Origin of the sequence: Flavobacterium sp. xlx-214 (assembly GCF_013874595.1) — a bacterium.
Classification (GTDB): Bacteria; Bacteroidota; Bacteroidia; order Flavobacteriales; family Flavobacteriaceae; genus Flavobacterium.
Window position 1 is genome coordinate 1365002 of record NZ_CP059431.1, and the last position, 26630, is coordinate 1391631.

Here is a 26630-nt window from a genome sequence, read left to right on the forward strand (position 1 = left end):
AAATTTTATTTCAAAATTAAAAAAAAGAAACTAGATAAAGTTTATAAATATAAATCTATTAAACCGTTAGGAGTATTGAAAAGGATTGATTTTTCAGCACGATTTACTTCAATAATGAACTCATCAATTACGGGTACTAAAATAATAGCATCGCCGTTTTCAATTTCAAATAAGGCTTGAACGCCATTATCAACAATACGTAAAATGGTTCCAAAGTTACCTAAGCGCTGATCAATTGCTTGAAAACCTTCCACTTCGTGGTAATAAAATTTGTTGCCTTCTAGTTTTGGCAACATAGCTAATGGTAAATATACATCTTTACCAACTATATCATCAGCAGCATCTTCAGAATCAATGTCTTCAAACTGAGTTCTTAGAAATTTTTCCTTATGTAGGGATGCTTTTTCAATAAAAAAAGGAACCAAATGTCCGTTGATGTCAACGAACATTGATTCCAATTCTGTGTACAATTCAGGCTCGTCGGTATCCAAAAACACCAAAACTTCGCCTTTGAAACTAAATTTCTTTGCGATTTTACCTAAATAAAAACAATCTTTTTTACGCATTTAAAATCGCTTAAGAATTATGCTTCAGTTTCTTCTGTATTTTCTTCTACTTCTGGCGTAGCTTCTTCTGCGTTTGCTGTTTCAGCAGCAGCTTTAGCTTCAGCAGCAGCAGCAATACGTTTTGCATTCACTTCTTTTTCAGCAGCTAAAGCAGCAGCTTTCGCAGCAGCTTTGTTATCAGCTAATCCAGAAACTTTAGCGCCAACTTTGTTTGCTTTTTCATCTAACCAAGCAGCAAATTTAGCATCAGCTTGTTCTTGAGTTAAAGCACCTTTACGAACACCTCCGTTTAAGTGGTGTTTTAATAAAGCACCTTTGTAAGATAAGATAGCTTTAGCAGTATCTGTTGGTTGTGCACCGTTAAATAACCATTTTGCAGCAGCATCAATGTTTAAATCAATTGTTGCAGGGTTAGTGTTAGGATTGTAAGTTCCAATTTTTTCTAAGAATTTACCATCTCTTTTAGCGCGTGCATCAGCAGCTACTACCCAGTAAAAAGGTTTTCCTTTTTTACCGTGTCTTTGTAATCTAATTTTTACAGACATAATCTTGTGATTTAGTTTAAGGTACCCGACCTTAGTTTATAATTAAGGTGCAAAATTACTATTTTTTTTGTTCCTACAAGCTTTTAGACTACAAAATTATTTGATGATTTGTTAAAAGTTAAAAAAAGTTAAATAATTATTAAAAAAAATGAGTTAACATAAAGAAAAAATTCTATTTTTGTTTGATAACACAGAATACAGAACATAAACGAATATGAAAAAATATTTTTTATTTGCATTGATGACATTAGCATTAACTTCATGTGAAGAAGATGTAACTGATAATACACCTGCTTTTGAAGGTTTAAAAGGATATGAGTTTTGGCGTGCTACTAAGATGGCTGCAACTGTTAATGATGGTGATTTGGTTATTGTTGGTGCAAATGATTCTGAGAACTTTACATTATATGTAGATAACTATGAGTTAGGTAAAGAATATACATTTGGTAATTCTAATGTTAATGTAGCAACTTATTCAAAGGTTGAAAATGATACTATTTACAGATATAGTACTTCATCAACTACAGGTAAAGGTTATGTTAAATTAGAACCTGCTGATAGACAAAAACCAGGAACTATTTCTGGAACTTTTGTTGCAGAAATGTTACCTAATACGGGAAGCCCTGTTATAAAAGATTCAAAAGTGGTTAATATGAATAAAGGGGTGTTTTTTCAAATTCCTTTAAAAGAAGCTACGCCACCTGCGCCAGCTCCTGCAAAATCAGCTAAATAAAAGTTAGGTTATATTATTAACATATTGTGGAAGTCGTTCTTTTTTAGAACGACTTTTTTTATTGTAAATTTGTATACTTACGTTTTTAATAAATGCAATTATGTATATAATTTTTGATACCGAAACAACGGGTTTACCTAAAGATTGGAATGCGCCAATATCTGATGTTGATAATTGGCCAAGATGTATACAAATTGCATGGCAATTGCACGATGAAATGGGGCGTTTAATTGAGCATGAAGATTACTTGATTAAACCCGATGGATTTGATATTCCGTATGATTCTGAGCGTATTCACGGTATTTCTACTTTATTGGCGTCAGAAAAAGGACATCCTATACTAGAAATCTTACAAAAGTTTAATACAGCTTTAAGCAAAGCTAAGTTTGTTGTTGGGCAAAATGTAGGGTTCGATTTAAATATTATGGGGGCTGAGTTTTACAGAGCTTCTATGCAATCGCCTTTAAATGAAATGGCTTTGTTAGATACTTGTACAGAGGTTACAGCAAATTTGTTAAAAATTCCTGGTGGACGTGGTGGTCGATTCAAATTACCTACGTTAACCGAATTGCATCAATACTTATTTGATGTTCCTTTTGGCGAAGCTCACAATGCAACTGCCGATGTGGAGGCTACTACACGATGCTTTTTTGAATTAATGCGTAAAAATGTATTTACAGAACAAGAATTACATCAATCTGCAGGTTTTTTAGAAACTTTTAAGCAAGAAAATCCGCAGCCTTTTCAGTTGATTGGTTTAAAACACATCAATTTAAAAAAGGCTTCCGAAGAAATTAAACAGCAATTACAATCTTCGGGTGTTATTAAAGAAGATAAAAAAGTTGTCATTTCTGATGATGTAAAACAAGCGTATCAAAAAGCAACTTTTGCCCATTTGCATAATCATACGCAATTTTCGGTGCTGCAATCTACCATTGATATTGGTGTGATGATAAAAAAATCGGCAAAGGAAAAAATGTCGGCTATTGCCATGACCGATCACGGTAACATGATGGGGGCTTTTAAATTTGTAAGTGCTATTTTAGATCATAATAAAAATGTAAAAAAAGCCAACGAAGCAGCGCTTGAAAATGGCGAAGAACCTACCGAAACGGAAATTAAACCTATTGTAGGTTGTGAGTTTTTTGTTTGTGAAAATCATACCGATAAATCTAAGAAAGACAATGGGTATCAAATTGTTCTTTTAGCAAAAAATAAAAAGGGCTATCATAATTTAGCCAAGTTGGCTTCAATTGCCTCAATTAATGGGTTTTATTACGTGCCACGTATCGATAAAAAAGTTCTTTTAGAATATAAAGAAGATATTATGGTGCTTTCGGGAAATCTTCAAGGAGAAATTCCCAATAAAATTTTAAATGTGGGTGAAAAGCAAGCAGAAGAAGCTTTGTTATGGTGGAAAGAGCATTTTAAAGATGATTTTTATCTTGAGATTATGCGTCATAATCAGGAGGATGAAGACCGTGTAAATGCAACATTAATTGCTTTTTCTCAAAAGCACGATGTAAAATTAGTAGCTACTAATAACACCTATTACATGGAAAAATCGGATGCCAATGCACACGATATTTTGCTTTGTGTTAAAGATGGTGAAAAGCAAGCAACGCCTATAGGTCGTGGTCGTGGTTACCGATACGGATTGCCAAATCAGGAGTATTTTTATAAAACAACGGACGAAATGAAAACCTTGTTTAAAGATCTTCCTCAGGCAATTATAAACATACAAGAAATTGTAGATAAGGTAGAGTCTTACTCGCTTTATCGCGATATTTTATTGCCTAAGTTTGATATTCCGCAAGAATTTGTAAATGTTGAAGACGATACAGATGGAGGAAAACGTGGTGAAAATGCTTATTTACGTTTTTTAACGTATGAAGGCGCTAAACGCAGATATGAAACTGTTGACGATGTGGTGATTGATCGTTTGGATTTCGAATTAAAAACCATTGAGAATTCTGGTTATCCGGGGTATTTTTTAATTGTACAAGATTTCATTGCGGCGGCTCGTGAAATGGGCGTTTCGGTAGGTCCTGGTCGTGGGTCGGCTGCGGGTTCGGCGGTGGCGTATTGTTTAGGAATTACCAATTTAGATCCTATTAAGTACGATTTGCTTTTTGAGCGTTTCTTAAATCCCGATCGTGTGTCTATGCCCGATATCGATATCGATTTTGATGATGAAGGTCGTGGTCGTGTTATGGATTATGTAATCAATAAGTATGGTGCCAATCAAGTGGCGCAAATTATTACTTATGGTAAAATGGCAACAAAATCGGCTATTAAAGATGCTGCTCGTGTGTTGGATTTGCCTTTGTATGAATCAGAGCGTATCGCCAAAATGATTCCGACCATGATGCCAGGAAAATGGAATTTGCGTCGATTTTTATCAGAACCTGAAGATGAAATCAAAAAAGTATTGCGTTCAGAAGAGTTTGATGCTGTTAAAGAATTAATTCAAGTAGCGCAACAAAACGATTTACTTTCTGAAACCATTCAGCAAGCAAAAATTATCGAAGGATCTATGCGAAATACGGGGATTCACGCTTGTGGAGTGATTATTACTCCTGATGATATCACTAATTTCGTGCCTGTGCAAACCGCAAAAGATTCTGATTTATACGTTACGCAGTTTGATAACTCGGTTGCCGAAAGTGCAGGTCTGTTAAAAATGGACTTTTTAGGTTTAAAAACATTAACACTTATTAAAGATACGGTTGCTATTATCAAGCAACGCACAGGATTGGTTATCGATCCTGAAGAAATTCCGATTGATGATGTTAAAACATATGAGCTGTTCCAAAGAGGTGAAACCGTTGGTGTGTTTCAGTACGAATCTCCTGGGATGCAAAAATACATGCGCGAATTAAAACCAACCGTTTTTGGAGATTTAATTGCCATGAATGCCTTGTATCGTCCGGGTCCGTTGGAATATATTCCTTCTTTCGTTCGAAGAAAGAACGGTGTAGAAGAAATTACCTACGATTTAGATGCTTGTGAAGAGTATTTAAAAGAAACCTACGGAATTACCGTTTACCAAGAACAAGTAATGCTTTTGTCGCAAAAATTAGCTGGTTTTACTAAAGGTGAAGCCGATGTTTTGCGTAAAGCCATGGGTAAAAAACAAAAGGATGTACTTGATAAAATGAAGCCTAAGTTTGTAGCGCAAGCCTCGGAAAAAGGGCATGATGCTAAAACGTTAGAAAAAATTTGGAAAGACTGGGAAGCATTTGCTTCGTACGCATTTAACAAATCGCACAGTACGTGTTATGCTTGGGTTGCGTACCAAACGGCTTATTTCAAAGCGCATTATCCTGCAGAATATATGGCGGCGGTGCTTTCAAATAATATGAACGATATTAAATCGGTTACTTTTTTCATGGAAGAATGCAAACGTATGGGCTTAGATGTTCTGGGACCTGATGTAAATGAATCGCATTATAAATTTGCAGTAAACGAAAATTATCAAATTCGTTTTGGAATGGGAGCGATAAAGGGAGTAGGAGAAGGCGCTGTAAATACCATAATTGAGCAAAGAAATGAAGGGAAGTACAAATCGATTTTTGATTTGGCTAAACGAATCGATTTACGTGCTGCAAACAAAAAAGCCTTTGAAAATTTAGCCTTAGCAGGCGGATTCGATTGCTTTACTGATACACATCGAGCGCAATATTTTCAAACCGAAATAGATAACATCACGTTTCTTGAAAAAGCTATGAAATATGGTGCTAAATATCAAGATAATGAAAATTCATCACAAGTAAGTTTGTTCGGTGAAAGTAGCGAAGTGCAAATTCCGGAGCCTGTTATTCCAAACGCAGAAGAGTGGACAACCATGGAAAAATTGGCTAAAGAGAAAGAAGTGGTTGGTATTTATATTTCGGGGCATCCGTTAGATGATTTTAAGTTTGAGCTAAAATATTTCTGCAATGTAAAATTAGAGCAGTTAAAGAATTTAGAATCGTTAGTAGGAAGAACGGTAACTTTTGGCGGAATGATTTCAAGTGTTGATTTCAAAACATCTTCAAAAGGGAAAGGTTGGGCTGTTTTTACGGTTGAAGGATACGATGAAAGTATTGAAATGCGTATGTTTAATGAAGATTATTTAAAAAACCGCCACTTTTTGCTAAAAAATACCTTTGTTTATTTTAAAGTTTATATAAAAGAAGGTTGGGTTAAAAAAGATAGCAATGAACGTTCTGAACCAAGATTACAGTTTGTTGAGCTTAAATTATTAAACGAAGTAATACCAACCTTTGCCAAGAAATTAATCATTCAAATTGATGTGCGTCAGTTGAAAGAAATGCAAGTAGAAAAAATTCGAATGGCAATGGACAAAAATCCGGGAACCAAATCGGTTGTTTTTGAAGTTTATGAGTTAGAAGAAGTACAAGGAAGGTTACAAACCGAAGCAGTTCAAAACTTAGTCGAAGATGTTGTGGATCTTGATGCTACAGATGAATTAGAAGAAAAACCAGTGCAAATAGAGCTTCCTGAAGTACAATACATGAAAAAAAATCTGTTAGAAATGCCAAGTAAAAACATGCGTATAGAAATATCGTCTGATTTGCTAGAAGATTTAGAGCGTATGCAGGTTTCGTTCCGTTTAAATTAAAAATAATTATCAATCAATAGATATTACTTATTACAGCTTTCTTGCTACATTTAAAAAAAAAGCTAAATTTGTGTATTACAATATTATTTAAAACTAAAAATTATGGCATTAGAAATAACAGACGCTACTTTTGAAGAAGTGGTATTAAAATCAGACAAACCAGTAATTGTTGATTTTTGGGCAGAATGGTGTGGTCCTTGCAAAATGTTAGGTCCAACTATTGAAGAATTGGCTGGTGATTTTGATGGAAAAGTAGTGGTAGGTAAAGTAGATGTTGATGCTAACCAAGATTTTGCTTCGCAATATGGTGTACGTAACATTCCAACAGTATTAATTTTCCAAAACGGAGAAGTTGTTGGTCGTCAAGTTGGAGTTGCTCCAAAACAAACTTATGTAGAAGCAGTAACTAAATTATTATAATTAAGTGCTATTTTCATAGAAAACGGATTTTTTAATCCGTTTTTTTTATTTTGTAAGATATTGAAAAAAAGCGAGATGAAAAAAAATGTAAAAGCAAAGCTTTATTTTTTTGAAAAAATATTTGCATCGTTGGTAAATGGTTGTATATTTGCACCGTTGAAATGATGAAGCAAACGCAACATTAACTTAACAATGGTTTGGTAGTTCAGTTGGTTAGAATACATGCCTGTCACGCATGGGGTCGCGGGTTCGAGTCCCGTCCAGACCGCAACAAAATACACGTTCTTTTATACTTTTAATAGTATAGTAAAATAAAAACATTTCTTGGTTTGGTAGTTCAGTTGGTTAGAATACATGCCTGTCACGCATGGGGTCGCGGGTTCGAGTCCCGTCCAGACCGCCAAGATACAATAGCCCTTCGGTTACGAGGGGCTTTTTGTGCCCTTAAATGTTTTGGTTTGGTAGTTCAGTTGGTTAGAATACATGCCTGTCACGCATGGGGTCGCGGGTTCGAGTCCCGTCCAGACCGCTTAGTTTACTAAGTAAACTTGAACGTAGTTGTGTTGTTTAGGTACGTAAGTACCTAGGTTTAGTAGTTAGACCAATGAAAAGCTTTCCAGTAACGGAGGGCTTTTTTGATTTTATATTTGTTTTAAATGAAAGACAAAGAAAATGTTTTGCATTGATAAAAATGCTAAAATAATGTCTTAGTTTTATAAACAGTTTTACCTACAATTTGTTATAATGAAACAAATCCTTTTTTATATTTTCATCACTTTGATTTCTCATCAAATTGTTTTTTCACAGGAAAATAATTTAGAAGAGAGTAAAATACATTCTTTTGTACAACAAAAAGCTACACCTAAAGAAGGCTTAAAAAAATTTTATGAAAATTTTGCGAAAGAATTTAAATCGCCACGTTTATCAAAAGGAGTTAGCGAAATCATTATTCGTTTAAAGTTTATTGTTGAAAAGGATGGGACTTTTTCAAATATAGAAGTAGTTGACGATGAACAGCATGTTGGTAAAGAGGCAATAAGGGTATTAAAATCGATGCCTTCTTGGAATCCTGCTGTACACGAAGGGCAATTTGTTCGGTCTTCTTTTACTTTACCTATTAAAGTTAAAGTAGATGAAGAGGAGAGTTCTGACGAAATATTACTTACAAGCAAGAAAGCCATCAAAAGTTATGTTGATTCTTTAGAAACCTATAAAATGACTAATGATTTTTTTGAGTTTTCTTGTAATTGCGGATTATATAAAAGCTCTAAAAATGATACCTATAAAACCGAAGAGTTTTTTTACGAATCGGTTGATAAAAAAATATATTACAATGTGGTTTTGCGTACAGTTGACGCATCTGATACAACCGATCCTTTCGAGGCTATTATTAGAGATGTAGAGAATCAGAATGGAAGATACAATAAAATAACATTCAATAATCATGAGGCTATGGAAGTTATTCTACAAATGCCAAATGGTGATTTTATAAATGAATACAGAACCATTTTTGTTGCTAAAAAAACGTATTTTGTAGCCATAAGTGCAGTGTCATATAACAAACAAATTGTTGATTTGGTATTTAATCAATTAAAACAGAAGTTTATTTTGAAAATTTAGTTGTATGAAAAGTACTGTTCTTATAATTTGTTTTCTCTTTTTAAAACTTCAAGTAATTGCTCAAGAAATAAAGCAGGTAGATGAAGATGATAAGGTTTATAGTTTTGTACAAAGAACTGCTGAACCTAGAAATGGAATGATGAATTTTTTACAAAACTTTTCAAATGAGTTTAATTCATTGGTTATACCACCAAAACAGGATGAAATTTCTTTTAAGTTAAAATTTATTGTTGAGAAAAATGGTTCGTTTTCTAATGTTGAAATTATAGATAATCAAGAGGCGTATCCTTATTATGAAGAAATTATTAGGGTGTTAAAAAAAACATCTTTTTGGAAGCCCGCCGAAAATAATAATAAGATAGTCCGCTCATATCACGTAATACCTATAAAGTTAAGATTTCCTATGAGAAATGTTGATAAAGTATTATTAGAAAAAGCAATTTTAGAAAGAACAATAAGCAATGAGTATTTTGATTTTGAGTGTAATTGTAAGCTAATCAATAAAAGTACAAATGGTTATTATAAAGTTAAAGAATTTTCATATAATACGCCACATAGTGATATCTTTTATTCAATTAGTTTAAAGGAAATAGATTTAAATGATTTAAACCATTATTTTGATGTAATTAAAATTGATGCTAACAAAAAAAATGCTGCAATTAAGGAGGTAACTTATAAAGGTTTTAAGGCTTTAGAAACAGAATTTGTAATTAATAATAAGGAAAATTCCTATTATAATTATACACTTTCTTATGCAGCTAATAATTATTTAATAAAAATCAATGTAATTTCAACTAATAAGCAAGTTTCAAAATACAATTTTGAGGATTTGAAACAAACCTTTAGATTAAAAATTTAAGCTCATGAAAAATATTTTTTTAATTATATTCTCTTTTTTTATAGGATTTCAAGTTATTGCTCAAGAAGAAAGTGTTCTTGATGATGATAAGGTGTATTCTTTAGTACAACAAAAGGCTTCGCCAAAAGAAGGAGTAAAGAAGTTTTATGAAAACTTTATTTCAGAATTTAAAGTAGCTGATATTTCCAATGAAACGAATGAAATTAAAGTTCGTATGAAATTTGTTGTTGAAAAAGACGGAAGTTTTTCAAATATTGAAGTTATTGATGATAAAAACGGCGTAAAAAATGAAGCTATTCGTGTTTTAACAACAATGCCTGCTTGGAATGCGGCACAACACAATGGAAAACTGGTTCGTTCTTCTTTTGTCTTACCAATTAATATTAAAGTTAAAAGTAAAATAAGTAGTGATGAAGATTCTTTGAAAACCACAGAAGGAGTTGCGAAGTATTTAGATTCATTAGGAACTCACAAAATAATTTCAAATAGTTTTGAGTTTTTTTGTAATTGTAATCTGATTCAAAGCAAAACTCATGAGTCTACTAATATGGAAGAATTTTCTTATGCTGCTTCTGATAATAGTGTTTTCTATTCAATTGGTTTGAAAACTGTCAACACAGATAAACTTGAATCATTTTATAATGGGATAAAAGAAGGAGTAGAAAAACAAAAAGGAACTTACAAAGAAGTAAAATATAATGATAAAAAAGCTTTTGAAACTTTCTTTTCTGTTTCTGATGGTAGTACGCTTTTTTATTATAAAACAATTTACTTTATTGAAGGAAAATATTTTGTGGGGTTGAACGTTATTTCTTCAAATACACAAATCATGAATTCTAATTATGAACATTTACTTAAAACCTTCAAGCTAAAAATTTAAGTTTGGCATGTTATGAAAATAGTCATCTTTATTGCATTGTTCTTTTTAGCTAGCTTTAAAGTATTAGCTCAAAGTGAAGCTTCAGATAATCAGAACAAGATAACATGCTACATTAAGAGTAATGCGCGTCCTAAAGGAGGTTTTGAAGAATTTAAAGAAAAGCTAAATCTTAGAGATGCCTTAAGAGATAAAATTCAAAGACCACTAACTCTTAAGTTTATATTGGTGAAGATTAGATTTGTTGTAGAAAAAGATGGGTCTTTAACTAATATGACTGTTTTAGATGATAAACTGAATATTGCTAATGATGTTTTTGAAATTATTAAAGAAAAATCTGTTTGGGAACCAGCTGTTTTTAATGAAAAAGTAGTACGCAGTAATTTTACATTACCTATTAAAATTGCTTTGGACTAAAACCAAATACTCCAATGCGTATACACTTCGTGTAGGTAAATTCCAAATAAAACAATGGCATAAACAAATTTCATAAAAGACGATGCTATAAAACCAATAAACGATCCTGTTGCTGCTTTTAAAGCACGTTTTGAGTCTTGACTGTTGTATATCATTTCGCCAATAAAAGCGCCTAAAAACGGACCAATAATAAAACCAAAAGGAATAGGAGCCAAAATACCAACTATAAGTCCAATATTAGTACCCCAAACCCCATATTTACTGCCGCCAAAGCGCTTGGTTCCTTGTGCGGGTATTACATAATCTAAAATGGCAATAATAAGGGTAATTACAAACGTAATTCCTAATAACCAATAGTTCCATTCCATTCCCGGGCAGGTGTACAAAATAAGTAAACCCAACCAACATAAAGGCGGACCAGGTAAAGCAGGTAGCACACTTCCTATAATACCCACTATAACAAACAATAAACTTACAATAAGGATTAAAATTTCCATGGTTATTTTTTGTATTTTTGCTTTCTAAATTTACGATTTAATTTTTCATGAAGAACTACTGGTTATTGGTTTTTTTATCCCTTTTACTTTATTCTTGCGATTTTGTATCCAAAGAGGTGCCTAATTCACAAGAGTTATTGCGTAGAGAATTACACGCAATTGATTGGAGTAAGGTGGATGATTATCCGTCTTATCCATCGTGTGATTCTATAAAAGATAAAGAAGAAGCTAAAAATTGTTTTTTTGATCGATTAAGTTTTGAAACACTTCGTTTGTTAAAAAACGATTCTTTAGTTAAATTATCAACAATTGATACTGTTCAGTTTACAGTTACTTTAACCAATAAAAGTGAGTTACAGTTTAAAACCGAAATGGTTAATGAAAAGTTGTTACCAAAATGGATGTTAGATAGTATCATGATGAAAAATGGTAAGCAATTTTCTAAAATCCAACCAGCAACAAAGCGTGGCGTACCTGTTACTTCTCAATTTCAACTTGGTTTAAAAATTCCTTCTTCTTCGGATTAAAAAGTAATAGAAAAATCGATCCTATTGTAATAGGAATCACCAAATTTAACAACCAAATACTTGTTGCAACCAACGCAATTACCCATTCATTTACACCAAAAAAACCGAATAAGAAAATAGCTACCGATCCTTTTAAAGCGAAATCTACAGCTTGAAAATTTGGTAATGATGAAGCTAATAAATAAATGCTTGCCACAACAGCTAACAAAGTTAAGTACGCAATATCTACATCAAAAAAACGATATAATAAATAGTATTGATGTATTAAAACTACATAACGAAGAAATGCTAATACGATGTTTTTAATATGAATTTCCTTTTTTATTTCGCCTAAATATTTAAAGATGGCTTGTAGCGAAAATCCTTTGATACTGATGTTTTTGATGGAAAAAATAAGTAGAACAACCGCTAATAATACACCAAAAAACAAATAAATATACGTTGTTGGTATAAAATGGTGTAAATGGTTAATATACAAAGTACCAATCAATCCAAAACCAACTGAATAAATTACCTGAATACCATTGCAAACTGCATTTAAGAAGATTGCTTTTCCAGCATCTTTTCTCGGGTAAAACCAAGCTTTTCCAGCGTATTCACCAATTCCGTTAGGCGTAACAATTCCAAAAGTAATTCCAATAAGTACTTGTTTAGTGCTTTCCCAAACCGAAATTGGTTCTAAAATCTGAGCTAAATTCTTCCATTTTAAAATCTCGATAAATCGATTTAAAAAAGTCAGTACTACTAAACCTATGATGTAAAAAAAAGCCTTGGGTTTTTCCCATTGTTGCTGAATGATATTCCAATTCCATTCTTTCTCGCTAAGTTGCGATTGAATAAAATAAAAAGCCAAACCAACTACGATAAATTTCAATAGAAGTGATAGGAATTGCTTAATTTTGGGAGATAGGAATTTCATAATACAAAGAAAATCCTTTTTTTAGTACCATGTACACGAATTAACACGAATTAAATTGGCAACGGAACGAATCATTTTAGGGATAGATCCAGGAACAACCGTTATGGGGTTTGGATTAATAAAAGTAGTGAAGAATCAAATGATGTTCTTGCAGTTAAACGAATTGAATCTTTCAAAATTAGGAGATCATTATTTAAAATTGCAACGTATTTTTGAACGTACTATTGAATTGATTGATACCTATCATCCCGATGAAATTGCTATTGAAGCGCCTTTTTTTGGTAAAAACGTACAATCGATGTTAAAATTAGGTCGTGCGCAAGGTGTGGCAATGGCAGCAGGTTTATCGCGCCAAATTCCTATTACCGAATACGAACCCAAAAAAATTAAAATGGCTATTACGGGTAACGGAAACGCCAGTAAAGAGCAAGTGGCTAAAATGTTGCAACAATTGTTAGGCTTAAAAGAGTTGCCTAAAAACCTCGATTCTACCGATGGTTTGGCGGCGGCTGTTTGTCATTTTTTTAATTCAGGTAAAACAGTTGTCGGAAAATCGTACACAGGCTGGGAAGCCTTTGTGTCGCAAAATCAAGATCGTGTAACAAAAAAATAATGGCAGGTATTTACATTCACATTCCGTTTTGCAAACAAGCATGCTATTATTGCGATTTTCATTTTTCAACATCCATGAAGAAAAAAGATGAAATGATTGATGCTTTAATTCAAGAAATTCATTTACGAAAAGATGAAATTACCGAACCTGTTGAAACTATTTATTTTGGAGGAGGAACGCCAAGTGTACTATCAAATAAAGAAATTGATCAAATTTTAGAGTCTGTTTTTTCGTTGTTTGATGTAGTTGAATATCCCGAAATTACGTTAGAAGCCAATCCAGATGATTTACAAATAGAAAGAATTCATCAGTTAGCAGAATCAAAAATAAATCGTTTAAGTATTGGTGTACAATCGTTTTACGATGAAGATTTGCAAATGATGAATCGTGCGCATAATGCTGATGAAGCATGGAACTCTTTAGTTGAAGCAACAAAATACTTTGATAATATTTCGATTGATTTAATTTACGGAATTCCCAATTTATCAATGAATCGATGGAAAGCCAATGTGCAAAAAGCTTTGAATTTGGGAATTAATCATATTTCGACTTACGCTTTAACGGTTGAACCCAAAACGGCGTTGGCTAAATTGGTGAAGATGGGTAAAATTCCCAATCCTAATGACGGCGAAGCACATGAACATTTTTTAGCTTTAGTTGAAATGTTAGAAAATGCAGGATTTGTGCATTATGAACTGTCTAATTTTGGCAAACCCAACTACTTTTCCAAAAACAATTCGGCGTATTGGTTAGGCAAAAAGTATGTAGGTATTGGTCCGTCTGCACATAGTTTTAATGGCACCCATCGTTCGTGGAATATTGCTAATAATGCGTTGTACATACAAGCCATACAAAAAGGTACATTACCTAATGAAGTGGAGAAATTAACCGTTCAAGACCGTTACAATGAATATGTAATGACAGGTTTACGTACCATTTGGGGCGTTTCGTTAAAAAGAATTGAAACAGAATTTGGCACCCATTATAAAGATTATTTAGTAAAAGAAGCTTCGGCTTTTATAACGAAACAACAGTTAGTATTAGAAAACGATGTTTTAAAAACCACTATAAATGGAAAATTCTTTTGCGATGGTATAGCAAGCGAATTGTTTTGGGTAGATTAACCTTTTGTTAATCCGAACTTCATTTCGGTATACGTAAAGCGAACTGATGAAGTAATCATATCATGAATTTTGTTTGTTTTAAATTTGAAAATTGAAATAATATGGTATCCAATCAAAATAAAATAAAATATTTTGCAATATTAAATATTGCACTATTAATATTAGGTCTATTTTTTCTCGGAAATTTTGAACATTTAAGGGGACGATATTTTTATGGAATTTATTTTTACGGAATTATTAAAATGACTGGTTGGGTTTGTTTAATATTAACATCAATATTTTCTTTCACAAATACGCTTTTGATTTTTTTTAATAAATATTTTTTTAAAATTTCATTGACTTGGCTTATTGTTGCCCTAACGCCTTTATTATTAGCTATATTTACTTCAGCTATTATAATTTATATTATTTTATTTAAATGAAAACAACCATACAACATAACAACAAAAACTACGAAATTGATTTAGCGCAACCTATTGATATTTCGTTACCTATACAAAACAACCATTTAAACCCAATTGCGTGGTATTTAAATCAGCCCGAAATAAATCCTGTAATAACGGGCGATTTTGTTGGAAGTGTGGTTTCGGGAAAGTCATCTACCAATTTTAATAATATTTTGTTCAATCCACACGGACACGGAACTCATACCGAATGTTTGGGACATATCACCAAAGATTTTTATTCTATTAATCAAATATTGAAGCAGTTTATGTTTGTTGCCGAATTGATTTCTATTGAACCTGAATTTTTTGAAGATGATTTTATCATCACTAAAAATCAAATAGAAAAAGCGTTAAATGGAGTTACTCCTGAAGCATTAGTAATTCGTACCTTACCAAATAATTCGGATAAAAAACATAAAAATTATTCCAACACCAACCCTGCGTATTTAACAGAAGAAGCCTCTGTTTGTATTCGTGAAATAGGTGTGCAGCATTTGTTGATTGATTTGCCAAGTGTAGATAAAGAAGTAGACGAAGGTAAATTGTTAGCGCATAAAGCCTTTTGGAATGTAAAAGACACGCAAAATGTTAATAGTGATGCCCGTTTTGATTGCACCATTACCGAATTAATTTTTGTAGAAAACAATGTGCCAGACGGTTCGTATATTATCAACATGCAAATAGCTTCTTTTGAGAACGATGCATCACCAAGTAAACCTGTTTTGTACGCTATAAAATAAAAGAAATATGGATATTCAACAGTTTTTAGAGTATTGTGTTGCGAAAAAAGGAGTAACCGAACATTTTCCTTTTGATCAAGATACGTTGGTTTTAAAAGTAGGAGGAAAGATGTTTTTGTTAACCTCTTTAGAACAATGGGAAATAGGAAAGCCGACAGTCAATTTAAAATGTAACCCAGAATACGCTTTGGAATTACGCGAGCGTTATCAAGGAGTAGAGCCTGGTTGGCATATGAACAAAGTACATTGGAACACAGTTACTATTCACGATGATGTTCCTAAAAAACTGTTGTTGGAATTGATAGATCATTCATACGAATTGATTTTTAAAAGTTTAACCAAGAAACTACAAGCGGAAATATTAGCTGATTAAATAAAAAACGGAGCATTGCTCCGTTTTTTATTGTGTTATAACAGTATCTAAATAAGCAGATAGTTTTGGTAATTCTACCGAATTAGGAAACTTCTTTAATCCTTCTTTTACAATCTTATTTAAATCGTTATTAGGATATTTTGCACCATATAAAACCTGACAATAAAAAGAATAATTTTCTTCAGTTACTTCGTTGTATTTAGTAAACTCATTGTAAAGTTTCACTATTTCATTTGACTTTCCCTTTAAAGAAGTTAAGTGTGCAGCAAGTTTAAAAACATCAAAATTTTTAGGTTTATCCTGTAAAGCTTTTAAGCTGTAAACGTAAGCACTGTCATTATTTTTTAAGCTATGATAATAAATATTGGCAATAGTATAGTTTGTATCAGCATAATAAGGATGAACTTTTTTTGAATTTTGAAGCAATTTTATGGCTTCATCATTTCTTCCCTCAGCTCGTAAATATTTTGCCAATTTAACTTCGGTTGGATCATACATTTCAGAAATATTAGGGTATGACGGAAGCATTTCACTGGCTGTTTTGTAATTGTAGACCAATGCTTTGCCATTAGTGGTGTTGTCAACAAAATCGGTGTCTATTAACCCTTGAGCTCGCATTGAATTTAAAATGGTATAATTAGTAAAAATCATAACAATACTAAAACCTAATGAAACCCCTGAAATTAATTTTAAATTAAAAGATTTAGGTTTTATTTCAGCTTCAGTATCTTTCTTTTTCAAATTAAAAGCAATAGTAAAAACAAATAATAGTATAAGTAATAATTGTGTTACAGGACGTTCTTTAGGGAAATTAAAAAGAGCATCTAACAAACAAATACCCAAACTAGTTATAAGTGTTAAATTTATTAGTTTATGTTGATTGTCTTTTGTTTGTAATATGTTTTTTACTAAAATAAACAGTGCAATTAAGAATACTGAAATATAAAGAATAACAGCTATAACACCAGATTCACTTGCAACAAAAATAAAATCATTGTGGGGATGTTTTGAAAAACTACCATCAGCCAATAAAAATTTAACATATTTAGGCGTGTATAATTTGTAGTTTCCATAACCTACACCTAATAAGGGGTTTTCTTTAATAATATCTAAAGATGCTTCCCAGTATTTAAAGCGAACATTGCCTTCTGAATCTTCTAATTTAGCTAAGACTTGCGATGTAGCTTGAGCCGAATTTGAATTATTTAAAGATATCTTTTTTAAGAAACTGTCAATTTTAAGCTGACCTAAAAAACAACCAAAAATACACACAACGGTTGCAATACTTACTGCAATGATACTATGTTTGTTATTGATTTTTTTTACTAAAAACGATCCAATAAAAAAGGACACAAAAACCAATATCATACCTACAAATGCAGTTCTTGTAATTGATAAATAAACAACATGTGAAGTTAAGAACAAGGTTAGTAAGGCAAAGTATTTCCAAGCTCCTTTTTTATTAATAAAGGTATAGAGTATAAAAGGAAGTTTAACAACCAAACAAATAACAAAAATGTTTTTACTACCAGTAGTCCACTTTAGAGTGTCTAAAATTAAAGACATCATTTCAAGATTTTTTGTGTTTTGGTAGAAATCTTGTAACACAAAAAACGTTTCTAAAAAGGATGTTATGGTAATGATAAAAGCAATTTTTGGAAATAAATTTTTACGATTTACAAATAATAATCCCAGTAATGTAAAGGTTATAACTATGTTTAATAAGCGCGAGTATTGTACCAAACTTTCAACAACATTAAAGGCGTTTATTATTGAAATTCCTGAAATAATGGTAAAAATAATATAAGCTATATAAATTTTGCTTTTAAGAAACTTAGGTAGATATGCTTCCATGTTTTGATCTTTATCAAAGAATAAATACAAACTTAAAAGACCATTTAAGATAGAAAGTAAAAGCCAATGTAATCCTTGAAAATCTTGATATTTATTAGATGATACAAATGGTATTAGAAGATACAAAACTAAAAAAAGAAGACTTACTGTATTAGATGCATCATATTTTACAGTGCTTGAATTTTCATTTGTAGCCAATAAAGGATTTGTTTTTTGAGTGTTATTTTGTTTGCCCTTTTTCATTAATTTTTTTAATTATATGTTATAATTTTGATAAAATAATTGTTTTATTTTAATAAATTGTATAAAAGTACTGTTTTTAGTTGTTGATTTTTATTTTAATAGGCAAAGTGAAATCAGAACGAATTGGCTCACCGTTTTCTAAAGCTGGATTCCATTTAGGCATTGATTTTATAACACGTATTACTTCTTTATTTAGGCTAGGTTCATTAGAATCTTTTAATTTTAATATCTGTAAGGCTACCATCTTTTTCTACAATAAATGTAGCAATCATTTTAATTTCTGTTATACCTACTTGAATATCCACATGTTTTTCAATATTTATTTTTCGCATTACGTTGCTATAATACTTTAGCATTCCTTGTTCAGGTATGGCTTTTTTGATATTATCAATAGTGTTTTCTTTACTAGGTATAAAAATAGATAGGTTAATTGCTTTTTGCGAAGCTACGGGAGTACCATTTTCAGTCTTAGGATTCCATTTGGGTAATTTTTCAATCACTTTTTTTAAATTTGAACCTAGCTGTAGTGAATCATTTTTAATACTTGGATTAAAAACGGAACCACTTTTGGTAATAGTTAATAAAACGGTAAGATCTAAATATTGATTAGGAAATTGTTGTTTAATTGAATCTGGTATAATTAAATTTTCTGTCAGTAAATTAAAGTATTCATTTGTTGAAATTGTTGGGGATGCCTCAATAATTTGCGCTTTTATTTTAAAAGAAAAAGCAATAAGAAAAAGAAAGAGTAAAGTGTTTTTCATGAATTAGTTTTTTGCAAATGTAAACCAATTTTTAAAGTTTAGAGCTATCAGTAAAAATGACACCTAATGAAGTCAAATCCTCTTTTGCTAAAGCATAATTTTCGTCAGAAATAGGTTTTGTTGCATCTTCTATAAAAAAGGTTTTGTAGCCTAATTCTGCTGCATCTTTTGCAGTATAATAAACACAATAATCGGCAGCTAAGCCACAAACATACACTTCTGTAATGTTTTTTTCTTTTAACAAACCGTGTAAACCTGTACTGTTTTGTTTGTTGTTGTCAAAAAAGCCACTGTAACTATCTATTTCTAAATTAGTTCCTTTTCTAATAACGGCACTTACTTGATGCATGTTTAATTCAGTTGAAAAATCGGCGCCAAAAGAACCTTGAATACAATGATCTGGCCATAAAACTTGGTCGGATCCATTTAATTTAATGACTTCAAAAATAGCTTTGTTACTATGATTGGAAGCGAAACTTTTATGATTTGCAGGATGCCAATCTTGTGTAGCAATAACCAAATCAAAATGTTTTTGAGTTTTATTGACGATTGAAATGATTTTGTCACCATTGGTAACTGCTAATGAACCACCAGGAAGAAAATCGTTTTGAATATCAATAATTAATAATGCTTTCATGGTTTTATTATTAAAAAAAGACCACAACATGTGTGGTCTTTATATGTTAATTTTCTAAAGGTAAGAAATTGTAGTTTTTAGAATAATACAACATTTGTTCTGCAAATGTTTTAGGATAAGTTACCACAATGTTGGTAATTTCTCCTTTATCATTGGTTACAGGAACCAAAACAGGGTTTACAAAACCTCTATATGGCGAAGTGTTGAATTTTTTGCTACGCTCTAAAACCTCTTTGTGAATTTGCTGATCTACTTTTACACCATAGGTTTCAACTAATGTTTTTGCAGCAGCGTAATCACCTTCCGATTTTATACGTTGCGTTTCACGTAATAACTGTCCAAATAAATCGTGTAAACGTTCATAATCGTTTATTTTAAAGTACGTTTTACCCTCTTTTACCACTTTCTCAATTACATTAAACTCTTTTCCTTTTTCAAACACCCAAGCCGAAATCCATTGGCGGTTACGCATGTGTGCTTCTTCAATTTCTCTTCCTGGTTCAATACGCACTAATTGTGTCATTAAACCATTTCTAATATAATCGTTATAAGCGGTCATACCTAAGCTTTTCCAATCATCAACCAAACCTAAATCTTGTACTTTTTGGTCGTATAAATAATACAAAGCAACCAAATCTGCACGACCTTCTTCTAAAGTTGAAGCATAGCTTTTCAAGGTTTCTTTTGGTGTACCAACACCTGGGTTTAATTGTCCCGATGCATGCCCAATAACCTCGTGCAATGCGGTATGCAATTTATCAGCTAATTCACTATAACGTTTAGAAAGTTCTACTTCTTTTTCATCAAAAGCAAACTCTTTTAACTTATCGCCACCGCCTACTTTGTTGTAAGCTTCAATAATATTTCCTAACGAAATTGATTTAGAACCATGTTCTGCTCTAATCCAATCGGCGTTTGGTAAATTAACTCCAATAGGTGTAGCTGGTGATGTATCGCCACTTTCGGCAGCAACAATAACCGTTTTGTACGATATACCTACTACATTTTTCTTTTTATGCTCTGCAATTAAAGGCGAATGATCTTCAAACCATTGCGCGTTTTTGGAAATAACTTCCATTTTGGCAGACATATCAAAATCTTTGATTTGAACAGTAGATTCATATGATGCTTTATGTCCTAATGGATCGTTGTAAACCTCGATAAATCCATTGATATAGTCAATATTTCCTTCGGTAGCTTTAACCCAAGCCACGTTGTAATCGTCCCATTTTTTTAAATCGCCTGTTTTGTAAAAATCAATCAATATTTTTAAAGCATCGGCTTGCGGTTTGTTTTCGGCAACTTCAACTGCTTTTTCTAACCAATACACAATTTTGTCGATAGCAGCGCCGTACATACCGCCACTTTTCCATACACGTTCTTCTATTTTTCCTGATTCGGTTCTTACTAATTTAGAATTCAATCCAGTAGATAAAGGGCGCAAAGAATCAGCTGGAATCATGCTTCCGTAAAATTTCTCAACATCTTTTGCGTTTAATCCCTTGCCATAGAAATTAACAGCCGAACCTTGTACCAGACCTTTCGCTTCGTTTAAGTTCACTTTTTTGCCATCCACATCGTTAAATAAAATCTCAACAATGCTAGCGTCTAAACTTGTTTTAGTATCTTTTAATAGTTTTTGAAGATAGGTTTGCGGAAAACCAGGCTTGATTTTATCGTTTGAATAATGATGATGAATTCCGTTTGAAAACCAAACACGCTTTAAATAGATCTCGAATTTTTTCCAGTTTTCATCATTTTTATCGCCTTGATAATTTTTGTAGATGTTTTCTAAAGCTGCACGAATTTTTAAATTGTACTTATAGTTTTGATCCCAAAAAATATCGCGTCCAGCATAGCCTGCCTGCGCTAAATAGTAAACTAATTTTTTCTCTTTTAACGTTAATTTTTCCCAACCAGGAATATCGTATTTCAATACCTGTACATCTGCAAACTGTTCGGTTTCAAATTGAATTTGCTGTAAACTATCGATTGTTTTTTTATCGTTATCCATTTTGTTGTTTTTATTACATGCGGTTAACGATGCCACCGCCAATGCTAAAAAAGTATATTGAGTTAGTTTCATATTTTTGGTACTGTTTGTAAAACAAATATATTAAAATTAATGATTTTTTAGGGTTGAAGTTTTTGAAAATGATGTAAAAAAAGAGCCTTGAAAAACAAGGCTTATTAATTTTGTGGTAACACGTTTTTTAGAAATTCGGTTAATTGATCAAACAAATCTTTAGGATTGGCATATAAAATATGAAAGTTGCTTAAAGCAAATAACAACTCATTGGTTTCGGCTTCGGCTTTTTGCAAATACACTATAGGTTTACGTTTGGCTTTGGCGTATCCTAATTCTATGCACGATGTAACATTAACAGTAGTAGCTTCAATAATGATAAAATTGCTAGAATCAATTTCTTTCATTGCTTTTTGCATTAATTCGGCTTCTTGCCCTGCTTCAAACGGATGTTTATCAACAAATATATATTGTTCTACATTGGCAGTGCTCATGGCCATGCCTAATGCAATAATTTCTTTTCCTAACGATTTTCTTGTTTCTGTATCAACAGATATGTATGCTTTCATTAATTAGCCGTTTAAGATGTAAAGATAACGAAATAATTAAAATAATATTACTCAGTTACAACAGTTTCCCTATCACTTTCTTCTGCTTTTCCTTCTGCAATCATTTCGTTTACCTCCGCAATATCGTCTTTTTCCAAATGTTCTACTAAATCTTCTTGATCATCGTTTTGCTTGTCGATAAAAAATCGGCAATACAAAGGCAAATGATCAGAGCCAATATTTTCCATCGCTTTTAATTCTTCCACAAATACATCGGTTGAGTGAAACATTTGATCGATAGGAAAACGAAGCAGTTTGTATTTGGCATGAAAGGTTGATATCAAACCGCGACCGATTCGTGGATCAATCATACCAGATGTTTTTCGGAATAAAACAGATGATTTTGCCCAAGCCACGTTGTTAAAATCGCCTACAACAATGGTAGGTTTGTTGTTGTTTTTTACTTTTTTAGCAACCGATAACAATTCGCCGTCACGTTCTTTTGATGTAACTTCTTCGGTAGGACTTGGCGGTGGCGGATGCACTCCAAAAAACACAAACTCAAAGCCATCGGTTGTTTTTAGAGTAGCTTCAATACTGGGAATATCATCAGCAATAAAATAATGAACTTTGCAATTTGTGAACTCAAACTTTGAATACAAATGAATTCCGTAGGTGTTTTCCAAACCAATTTCGCAAAAATAAGGATAGTCTTTTTTTAGAACTTGTAGGGCTTGTTCCCAATCTTTGTTCGATTCCATAGTTAAAACAACATCGGGATTTTCTCTTTGGATGAAATTCAGAAAACGATTGTATTCTTTGTTGAATTGATACACATTGGTAGAAATAATTTTAATGCTTTTGGATGATTTTTCGGTTTTAATTTTCTTCTCAATTTTGTAAAAAGGCGTGTAGGGGTACAAAAGATAAACTTCGTAAATCATACAACATACCAATGCAGCTTGACAAATATAAAATGCTGTTGTGTGCGGAACAAAAACAAAAGCCACAACCAAAACAATTAATTGCAATACAAAAATTTGGACTTTTCCAAAATCAAAAATCCTAAAAAACCAATGCTGGTTTTGTATTAAAGGGATTAATGATGAAATAATAAGCAAACCCGATAAAATGTAATAGGTTGTTTTCATTACTGTTTTTTATAAATCTAACGCTTTAAAATTAAGTAAATTATACACAGTAGCAAATACATTTGATGGCTTTGCTTTTAAAGTGACTTTTTCTTTAGTTACAGGATGTTCAAAAGTTAACGAGTGCGCGTGAAGCAACATGCTTTTCATATTGAATTTCTCTAACCACAGCTTGTTTTGTTTGTTGCAGCCGTGAGGTCTGTCGCCAATTATAGGATGTAAAACATGAGCCATGTGCTTACGAATTTGATGCATGCGTCCGGTTTCAGGTTCGGCTTCAATTAAACTGTAGCGCGATGTAAGGTGTTTTCCAAACGGAAGATCAATTTCTGCTGTTTCTAACGTTTTAATATGTGTAACAGCATCTTGCAAAACGCCATCTTCACGATACAAGGCATAATCAATGGTTAAAACATCGGGTGCAAACCCACGTACAATAGCCCAATATTTTTTTTCGGTGGTTTTATTAGTAAATTGCTGTACCATTGCTCGGTTGGTGTCTTTATCTAAAGCAAAAAGCAAAACACCTGAAGTTTTTCTGTCTAAACGATGTACGGGATATACTTTTTGATTGATTTGATCGCGTAAAAGTTGTACGGCAAATTCTTCGGCATTACGTGCAATAGGCGATTGATGCACTAATAAATCGTGTGGTTTATTAATAGCAACTAAATAGCTGTCTTGATAAATTATTTCGAGTTGGTTCATAAATTATTTTTAAATTTATAAAAAAAGAAATGACAAAGCTTGTATTTTATTCAATGATGTTCATGCCCATACTTTTATTTACAAATAGTAAAGAAATGGGCAATAATAAAGCAATTTTTGTTGATACTGATAAAATCATCCAACAAAATGTATCGTATCAATTGCCTAATGAAAATGTTTTGTATCAACTTAAGATGAAGAACGGAAAGCAAGTGACAATTTGCATGGATAAAAAGGAGCAATATGTGGTGTATCGTTATGGTTCAAAAAGTAAAATTGAGTTAGAATATCCTGCTGAAAAAGATGCTTCAAGTTTTAAAAAGTTTGAATATTCTGAATACGAAAGGGGTGGTGGCGTTCAAAACGCTGCTATGAGCTTGTATTATTTGGCTTTTACCAATAAAGGAATTAAGTATGTTGTTTATGATACTTATTTTTCTGAAAGTGATGAAGCAAATGTTGGAATTATGGTTTTAGATGAATCAAAAAACAAAGAAACCATATTAAAAGGGTTAGAAAAATCAACCAAAGGAAGCTTAACAAAACTAAAGGGCAAAGTAAAAGAAGGCGATGAATTATATGACTAAAAAATAAAACACTATGAAAAAAATATTATTTATTTTGCTGTTGATTGTTCAGAACACCATAAACGCACAAACGTATTATGATGTAGATAATAATAAAATTGATAAAGCTACTTTTGATAAATTAAAGTTGAATAAAAAAAATATGGAAGTTCAAAATGATTCTTTAAATAGATTTAAATTAATCAATTTTGATGAACGAATGGAGGTAGGTTCTTTGGAAGATTCAAGTAATTTAATTAATACGCTAAATGAAAAATTAAATTTAAAGCTTGATAGAAATAAGCCATTGATTATTTATTACTATCCAGGTAAAGATCCTTGTAATTCAAGTGGTGTTTTTACAAAAAGAAAAGAGATGTTAGAGTGGGATTTAAAAGTAGATGTAGAGGTGAGAAAGATTGCAGATGTAAATGTTTTAAGAATTTATAAAAATAGTGAGGGTATTAAAACGTTAAAAGACCACGTATGGAAAAAAGATCCGAATGCACTTATTGAAAACCTATTTTTTAACTATCATTATCCTTGTGGTAGTTTTGTTGTAATTAATAAAGAGAAATATGCTGCTTTTTTTGGAGAATATGGTTACAATGAGGTAAAAGTAAATTTAGCATATCTTTTAAAACAATAAAATCGCTCTTTTGAGCGATTTTACTTTTAACTTATTGTTCAATTAATTCTTCAATAGCATCCCAAAGTTTAATTCTTTTTTCCAAAGCTTTTTTAGAAATTTCTTCTACTTCGTTCCACTTTTCAGCATCTTCGCCACATAAATACGAAATCATTTCAAAAGCCATTGGTCCATGTTCATCGGCATCCAATTCAATATGTCGTTCAAAATAATAAACCAATTCCGATAAGTCTACCAAAGGAAAACTTATTTTAAACTCGTTTAAAATTTGTGTAAACATGTTCGGGATTAAATCTTCTCTTCCAAAAGTAAAAGCTGCGGCAATTTCATGTGATTTTCCGTTTTCGATGGTTTCAAAAGTAAATGTCAAAAAATCTTTAATGTTATCGTGAAGTGTACTTTCGTTAATTGCATTAAAAATTCCTTTTGCTTGTACCTCGTTTAAAAAATGAGAAACAGCCAACGTATTTGCCTCACACTTTTCCATTGCCTGTAGGTACATTTCAAAATGACTTAAACGAGTGCCGTATAACGTTACATCCGATTCTTCTGCTAAAACAATTTCATTAATAAGGTAACGCACCTCTGGGTTAGGTGAAGCAAACCAAGGACTTGTTGTACAGGTTAATTTAGATTGAAGCGCTTTTAAAAGCGACATAAAATCCCAAACAGCGTAAACATGACCTTCTAAAAAATGTTTTAAATCATTTATCGTATGAATTTTTTTGTAAAGCGTGTGTTGAAGTAGTTGTTGTTTGTAAACGTTTATTGATTGGTTTATGTGATTAATATGTTGCATGTTTGTTGTTGTTTTTGCAAAAGTACAGAACAAAACTTTTAAACACGAAACTTATAAATAATAAAAAACCGTCTTAATACAATTTAAGACGGTTTTATAAAGTTTGCAATTAAAAGCTCTTATTTAGCAGCTGCGTATTTTTTAGCAACTACATCCCAGTTAACTACATTAAAAAACGCGTTAATGTAATCTGGTCTACGGTTTTGGTAGTTTAAGTAATAAGCGTGTTCCCAAACATCTAAACCTAAAATTGGTGTACCTTCACAACCAATACCTGGCATTAAAGGATTGTCTTGGTTTGCTGTTGAACAAACTTCTAATTTACCATTTTTTACACATAACCAAGCCCAACCAGAACCAAATTGTGAAGCACCCGCTTTAGAAAAAGCATCTTTAAAAGCTTCAAAACTTCCAAAAGCTTCGTTAATAGCTGTAGCTAATTCACCTGTCGGTTCGCCACCTGCATTAGGTGCCATTACTTCCCAAAACAAATTGTGGTTGTAAAAACCACCTCCGTTGTTACGAACTGCTTTGTTGTTTAAATCTAAAGAAGTTAAAATATCTTCGATTGATTTTCCTGCTAAATCAGTTCCTTCAATAGCTGCATTTAAGTTTGTTGTATATGCTTGGTGGTGTTTTGAGTAGTGAATTTCCATTGTTCTTGCGTCAATATGAGGCTCTAAAGCGTCATAAGCATATGGTAATTTTGGTAATTCGAAAGCCATAACTATAATATTTTAAAGATTAGTATTATTTTTATTCAAATTTAGACAAAATCGATC

28 protein-coding genes and 3 tRNA genes are annotated in these 26630 nt (G+C 32.0%); 17 read left to right on the forward strand and 14 right to left on the reverse strand.

All coding sequences use genetic code 11. The features are described 5' to 3' along the window. Nucleotides 1–41: 41 nt before the first annotated feature. Both rimM and H1R17_RS06480 read right to left on the reverse strand, forming a co-directional pair. Nucleotides 42–566 (reverse strand): ribosome maturation factor RimM, encoded by a 525-nt coding sequence (gene rimM / locus H1R17_RS06475; protein WP_163432174.1) that lies wholly within the window; start codon nucleotides 564–566, stop codon nucleotides 42–44. A 17-nt stretch (nucleotides 567–583) separates the two neighbouring features. After that, a complete protein-coding gene (locus H1R17_RS06480; RefSeq protein ID WP_163432175.1) occupies nucleotides 584–1111 on the reverse strand; it encodes a 30S ribosomal protein S16 in 528 nt (175 codons plus the stop codon). Between the two features lie 214 nt (nucleotides 1112–1325). Here H1R17_RS06480 and H1R17_RS06485 point away from each other — a divergent pair, with 214 nt between their 5' ends. The 10 genes from H1R17_RS06485 (at nucleotide 1326) to H1R17_RS06530 (ending at nucleotide 10664) form a co-directional block, all read left to right on the forward strand. Beyond that, a complete protein-coding gene (locus H1R17_RS06485) occupies nucleotides 1326–1844 on the forward strand; it encodes a DUF6252 family protein (protein ID WP_163432176.1) in 519 nt (172 codons plus the stop codon). 100 nt (nucleotides 1845–1944) lie between these two features. Beyond that, entirely contained in the window at nucleotides 1945–6471 is a 4527-nt protein-coding gene (dnaE, locus tag H1R17_RS06490; protein ID WP_163432177.1) for a DNA polymerase III subunit alpha, read from the forward strand. A 102-nt stretch (nucleotides 6472–6573) separates the two neighbouring features. Further along, on the forward strand, nucleotides 6574–6891 hold the full coding sequence (gene trxA / locus H1R17_RS06495; protein WP_163432178.1) for a thioredoxin: 318 nt from the start codon (nucleotides 6574–6576) through the stop codon (nucleotides 6889–6891). 194 nt (nucleotides 6892–7085) lie between these two features. Beyond that, nucleotides 7086–7159, forward strand: a tRNA-Asp gene (locus H1R17_RS06500). A gap of 58 nt (nucleotides 7160–7217) precedes the next feature. Beyond that, nucleotides 7218–7294, forward strand: a tRNA-Asp gene (locus H1R17_RS06505). A 52-nt stretch (nucleotides 7295–7346) separates the two neighbouring features. Continuing rightward, nucleotides 7347–7420: transfer RNA gene (locus H1R17_RS06510), tRNA-Asp, on the forward strand. A gap of 215 nt (nucleotides 7421–7635) precedes the next feature. Further along, a complete protein-coding gene (locus H1R17_RS06515; protein WP_163432179.1) occupies nucleotides 7636–8511 on the forward strand; it encodes an energy transducer TonB in 876 nt (291 codons plus the stop codon). 4 nt (nucleotides 8512–8515) lie between these two features. Continuing rightward, entirely contained in the window at nucleotides 8516–9370 is an 855-nt protein-coding gene (locus tag H1R17_RS06520) for an energy transducer TonB (RefSeq protein ID WP_163432180.1), read from the forward strand. Between the two features lie 4 nt (nucleotides 9371–9374). Further along, nucleotides 9375–10250, forward strand: a complete 876-nt coding sequence (locus tag H1R17_RS06525; RefSeq protein WP_163432181.1) for an energy transducer TonB — start codon at nucleotides 9375–9377, stop codon at nucleotides 10248–10250. Nucleotides 10251–10262: 12 nt separating this feature from the next. Further along, nucleotides 10263–10664: a hypothetical protein gene (locus tag H1R17_RS06530; protein WP_163432182.1), complete on the forward strand. Its 402-nt coding sequence runs from the start codon at nucleotides 10263–10265 to the stop codon at nucleotides 10662–10664. Here the strand turns inward: H1R17_RS06530 and H1R17_RS06535 are convergent. Beyond that, nucleotides 10661–11161 carry a DUF456 domain-containing protein gene (locus H1R17_RS06535; protein ID WP_163432183.1) on the reverse strand — a complete coding sequence of 167 codons (501 nt, stop codon included), beginning with the start codon at nucleotides 11159–11161 and terminating at the stop codon, nucleotides 10661–10663. The genes H1R17_RS06530 and H1R17_RS06535 overlap by 4 nt on opposite strands. 47 nt (nucleotides 11162–11208) lie before the next feature. Here H1R17_RS06535 and H1R17_RS06540 point away from each other — a divergent pair, with 47 nt between their 5' ends. Then, complete coding sequence (locus H1R17_RS06540) at nucleotides 11209–11688, forward strand: hypothetical protein (protein WP_163432184.1); 480 nt, start codon at nucleotides 11209–11211, stop codon at nucleotides 11686–11688. On the opposite strand, the gene H1R17_RS06545 is transcribed toward H1R17_RS06540, so the two are convergent. Then, nucleotides 11639–12607, reverse strand: a complete 969-nt coding sequence (locus tag H1R17_RS06545; protein WP_163432185.1) for a lysylphosphatidylglycerol synthase domain-containing protein — start codon at nucleotides 12605–12607, stop codon at nucleotides 11639–11641. The two genes, H1R17_RS06540 and H1R17_RS06545, sit on opposite strands and share 50 nt — an antisense overlap. A gap of 55 nt (nucleotides 12608–12662) precedes the next feature. Between H1R17_RS06545 and ruvC the strand changes: the two genes are divergently transcribed. The 4 genes from ruvC to H1R17_RS06565 all read left to right on the forward strand — a co-directional run bounded on the left by ruvC (nucleotide 12663) and on the right by H1R17_RS06565 (nucleotide 15903). Then, complete coding sequence (gene ruvC / locus H1R17_RS06550) at nucleotides 12663–13220, forward strand: crossover junction endodeoxyribonuclease RuvC (RefSeq protein WP_163432186.1); 558 nt, start codon at nucleotides 12663–12665, stop codon at nucleotides 13218–13220. Further along, nucleotides 13220–14344, forward strand: a complete 1125-nt coding sequence (gene hemW / locus H1R17_RS06555; RefSeq protein WP_163432187.1) for a radical SAM family heme chaperone HemW — start codon at nucleotides 13220–13222, stop codon at nucleotides 14342–14344. The genes ruvC and hemW overlap by 1 nt, the downstream gene beginning before the upstream one ends. Before the next feature lie 418 nt (nucleotides 14345–14762). Further along, nucleotides 14763–15530 carry a cyclase family protein gene (locus tag H1R17_RS06560; RefSeq protein ID WP_163432188.1) on the forward strand — a complete coding sequence of 256 codons (768 nt, stop codon included), beginning with the start codon at nucleotides 14763–14765 and terminating at the stop codon, nucleotides 15528–15530. A gap of 7 nt (nucleotides 15531–15537) precedes the next feature. Beyond that, entirely contained in the window at nucleotides 15538–15903 is a 366-nt protein-coding gene (locus tag H1R17_RS06565) for an MmcQ/YjbR family DNA-binding protein (protein WP_163432189.1), read from the forward strand. A gap of 27 nt (nucleotides 15904–15930) precedes the next feature. On the opposite strand, the gene H1R17_RS06570 is transcribed toward H1R17_RS06565, so the two are convergent. From H1R17_RS06570 to H1R17_RS06605, 8 genes are all read right to left on the reverse strand, one after another. Then, entirely contained in the window at nucleotides 15931–18000 is a 2070-nt protein-coding gene (locus H1R17_RS06570) for an O-antigen ligase family protein (RefSeq protein WP_163432190.1), read from the reverse strand. A gap of 76 nt (nucleotides 18001–18076) precedes the next feature. After that, a complete protein-coding gene (locus H1R17_RS06575; RefSeq protein ID WP_163432191.1) occupies nucleotides 18077–18244 on the reverse strand; it encodes an energy transducer TonB in 168 nt (55 codons plus the stop codon). Continuing rightward, the gene (locus H1R17_RS06580) at nucleotides 18207–18764 is read right to left on the reverse strand and encodes a hypothetical protein (RefSeq protein ID WP_163432192.1); all 558 of its coding nucleotides are present in this window, start codon (nucleotides 18762–18764) and stop codon (nucleotides 18207–18209) included. The genes H1R17_RS06575 and H1R17_RS06580 overlap by 38 nt, the downstream gene beginning before the upstream one ends. A 31-nt stretch (nucleotides 18765–18795) precedes the next feature. Next, nucleotides 18796–19401 carry a bifunctional nicotinamidase/pyrazinamidase gene (pncA, locus tag H1R17_RS06585; RefSeq protein ID WP_163432193.1) on the reverse strand — a complete coding sequence of 202 codons (606 nt, stop codon included), beginning with the start codon at nucleotides 19399–19401 and terminating at the stop codon, nucleotides 18796–18798. 46 nt (nucleotides 19402–19447) lie between these two features. Next, nucleotides 19448–21415 (reverse strand): dihydrofolate reductase, encoded by a 1968-nt coding sequence (locus H1R17_RS06590; protein ID WP_370520253.1) that lies wholly within the window; start codon nucleotides 21413–21415, stop codon nucleotides 19448–19450. A 176-nt stretch (nucleotides 21416–21591) separates the two neighbouring features. Then, a complete protein-coding gene (locus H1R17_RS06595) occupies nucleotides 21592–21996 on the reverse strand; it encodes a hypothetical protein (RefSeq protein WP_163432195.1) in 405 nt (134 codons plus the stop codon). A 47-nt stretch (nucleotides 21997–22043) separates the two neighbouring features. Next, nucleotides 22044–23126, reverse strand: coding sequence for an endonuclease/exonuclease/phosphatase family protein (locus H1R17_RS06600; protein ID WP_163432196.1), 1083 nt, complete (start codon nucleotides 23124–23126; stop codon nucleotides 22044–22046). A gap of 9 nt (nucleotides 23127–23135) precedes the next feature. After that, nucleotides 23136–23834: a pseudouridine synthase gene (locus tag H1R17_RS06605; protein ID WP_163432197.1), complete on the reverse strand. Its 699-nt coding sequence runs from the start codon at nucleotides 23832–23834 to the stop codon at nucleotides 23136–23138. A 29-nt stretch (nucleotides 23835–23863) separates the two neighbouring features. On the opposite strand from H1R17_RS06605, the gene H1R17_RS06610 reads away from it, so the two are divergent. Together H1R17_RS06610 and H1R17_RS06615 are read left to right on the forward strand one after the other, a co-directional pair. Beyond that, on the forward strand, nucleotides 23864–24421 hold the full coding sequence (locus H1R17_RS06610) for a hypothetical protein (protein WP_163432198.1): 558 nt from the start codon (nucleotides 23864–23866) through the stop codon (nucleotides 24419–24421). A gap of 13 nt (nucleotides 24422–24434) precedes the next feature. Then, complete coding sequence (locus H1R17_RS06615; protein WP_163432199.1) at nucleotides 24435–25049, forward strand: hypothetical protein; 615 nt, start codon at nucleotides 24435–24437, stop codon at nucleotides 25047–25049. Nucleotides 25050–25080: 31 nt separating this feature from the next. Here the strand turns inward: H1R17_RS06615 and H1R17_RS06620 are convergent, their stop codons facing one another. Next, on the reverse strand, nucleotides 25081–25848 hold the full coding sequence (locus H1R17_RS06620; protein WP_163432200.1) for a DUF3050 domain-containing protein: 768 nt from the start codon (nucleotides 25846–25848) through the stop codon (nucleotides 25081–25083). 119 nt (nucleotides 25849–25967) lie between these two features. Continuing rightward, nucleotides 25968–26573 carry a superoxide dismutase gene (locus H1R17_RS06625; RefSeq protein WP_163432201.1) on the reverse strand — a complete coding sequence of 202 codons (606 nt, stop codon included), beginning with the start codon at nucleotides 26571–26573 and terminating at the stop codon, nucleotides 25968–25970. Nucleotides 26574–26630: the final 57 nt, after the last annotated feature.